The sequence below is a fragment of the Pseudoflavonifractor sp. An85 genome, from assembly GCF_002161235.1.
Classification (GTDB): Bacteria; Bacillota; Clostridia; order Oscillospirales; family Oscillospiraceae; genus Enterenecus.
The window spans coordinates 1-2,680 of sequence record NZ_NFHE01000071.1 but is presented as its reverse complement, the minus strand read 5'-3'; the positions used below and the strand labels follow the sequence as shown (position 1 = coordinate 2,680).

Below are 2,680 nucleotides of genomic sequence, written 5' to 3'. Positions count from 1 at the left end.
CGGAGCCACGTTGTCGATCCCGGCCTCTGTAACATTATTATACGCCGCCCGCAGTGCATAGTCAATATGGAATCCAAGGATAGCGCCGCATACGGGTTGAATACCGAGACGAAGGACGCACGGCAGGCCAGTGAGGAACTTGGCAGCATGGGCGATGCCGAACGTGTACAGGACAGGGGGGAGCGCTGATGGCGACCCCCATGATCGAGCAGTTCCCCAAGGGGAAGCTGAACAAGTGCTGGCACTACATCGACCTGTGCAAGTATGTCCATCCCGAACTGACGGGCACCATCGACCGGATGAGGGACATGCTCATCCGCTACACCCTCATCAAGCCATGGCCTCTGCGCGGCGATGCCCCCGAATGCTTCCACGTTAGGTTCCTCCCCAAGGAGCAGAACGACTTCTTCTTCTACTACGGGCTGGGCTACGGCCTCGAAGCGCAGATGCAGGAGGCGGAGCTTCCCAAGGAGCATTTCGATTTGGAAAAGGCGATCGTCGATTGCCGTCTCGACTATGTACGACAAGGAAAGGTCTATCAAAATGGTGCATGGTGAGATACCGGCCTGCCGCACCTGCCCCAAGATGGTGCCCTCTGCGTATCAAGAGCAAGGAGACAAGCCATGGATGAGGGCAGAAGTGACAATGGCAGCACCCAATTTTCGGAACACAGGAAGGACTAATTGATATGGGATACAAGTTGGTGATCGCGGAGAAGCCGATGCTGGGCCGGGACATCGCCCGCGCCATGTGCGGACGGAAGGTATCGGAGACCACCCCATTGCCCATCAGCGGCAACGGGTATACGGTGGTCGCCTGCGCCGGGCATCTGCTGGAACTGGTGGAACCGGAGCATGTGGACCGGAAGTGGGGCGAGCCGTGGAGCATCGACGCGCTGCCCATCCTCATCCCGGACTGGCCGAAACAGCCCGCCAAAGGCAAGGACGATCTGGTGGAACGCATCAGGGGCCTGCTGGCCGACGCGGACTGCGTGATCCACGCGGGCGACCCGGACGACGAAGGGCAGCTCATCGTGGACGAACTCTTGGACTACCTCGGCTACAAGGGCAAGGTGCTGCGCGTCTACGTGAACGACAACATCGAGAAGAACATCAAAAAGGCGTTCGAGCGGCTGGTCCCCAACGGGGAGTGCCGCAACGCGGGTCGAGCCGCCTACGCGCGGCAGATGGCGGACGCCTGCTTCGGTATGAACGAAACCCGGCTCGCCACCAAGCGGCTCGGCGGACGGTTCACCGTGGGCCGTGTGCAGACCCCCACCTTGGGCCTTGTGGTCAACCGTGACGAGGAGATCGAACACCATGTGTCCCGCAAATACTACGAGCTGACCGCCATGGGAGGCTGCACGGACGCGCAGGAGCCTGTCACCTTCAAGTTCAAGCCCGGCAAGACGCTGCTGGACGGTGAAACACGCCTGTTCGACCGGGAGCCATTGGACGCCCTCAAGGACAGGCTGGACGGCACCGACACGGGGTTCACCACCGTGCTCTCCGAGAAGGTGGAGAACCCGCCCCTGCCCTACAACCTGACGGTCCTCCTGTCCGACATGAGCCGCCGGTACGGGTTCACCGCCGCGAAGACCCAGCAGATCACGCAGGATTTGCGCGACAAGTACAAGGCCATCACCTACAACCGCAGCGATTCCCAGTACCTCAAGGAGGAGCACCACGCGCAGGCCCCCACGGTGCTGGCGCAGGCCATGCGGAACCTCGGCGTCTCGTGGGAGCTGGACTACACCCTCCACTCCAAGGCGTTCAACGAGAAGAACGTCACCGCCCACCACGGCATCATCCCGCAGGAGGCCGACGCCCCAGTGGAGAAGATGACCAAGGATGAGGCCAAGGTGTACACGGCCATCGTGGAACGGTACGCCATGCAGTTCCTTCCCCCGGCCCGGTACGACGTGAGCACCAGCACCTTCACCACGGAGGAAGGCAGCTTCACCGCCGTGTGCAAGCGATTGAAGGACGCGGGCTTCAAGGCCACCTTCGGCCACGCAGGCGAGGAGAATGAGGAGGACGCGCCTACGGGGAACCCGTGGCTGGACGCGGGGGACCACACCCTCACCGGAATCTCCTGCACGGTGACGGAGAAGGAGACCACGCCGCCCAAACCATACACGGAAGGCACCCTCATCGCCGACATGGCGTCCATCGCCAAGTACGTGAAGGACCCGGAGACCAAGGCCATCCTGAAACGGAAGGACGACGGCAAGAAGGGCGAGCACGGCGGCATCGGCACCACCGCCACCCGTGCGGAGATCATCGAAAAGCTCAAGCAGCGTGGTTTCCTCGACGAGACCGGCGGCAAGGTGCGTTCCACCGAGAAGGCCCGCGCCTTCTACCGTCTGCTCCCTCCGGAGATTCGCGGCGCGGACGTGACCGCCCGCTGGTGGCTGATCCAGCAGGACATCGCCGACGGCAGGGTCAACGTGAACAGCTTGCAGGACAACGTGGTGAACGTGTTCCGCCAGCACATGGACACCGCCTACCAAGGCGCGCACATCAGCAGCGGCTCCCACCCCGTGGTGGGCAAGTGCCCGCTGTGCGGTCAGGACGTGGTGAAGACCGGCAGCATCTACGCCTGCTCCTCCAACAAGAACGAGAAGCAGGAGGACGGCACATGGAAGCAGATTTCCGGGTGCGGGTTCAAGCTCTTCGGA

Annotated in this window: 3 protein-coding genes; all 3 read left to right on the top strand. The window is 62.4% G+C overall.

Annotated elements, in window-relative coordinates; genetic code table 11:
* Positions 1-189 (top strand): hypothetical protein (locus B5G37_RS15610; protein WP_204217952.1); only part of this gene is annotated, 189 nt, incomplete at its 5' end.
* Positions 189-557 (top strand): hypothetical protein, encoded by a 369-nt coding sequence (locus B5G37_RS14195; protein WP_087258900.1) that lies wholly within the window; start codon positions 189-191, stop codon positions 555-557. The genes B5G37_RS15610 and B5G37_RS14195, both read left to right, overlap by 1 nt.
* A 131-nt stretch (positions 558-688) precedes the next feature.
* Positions 689-2,680: DNA topoisomerase (locus tag B5G37_RS14190; protein WP_087258898.1), on the top strand; the 1,992-nt coding region annotated here is incomplete at its 3' end.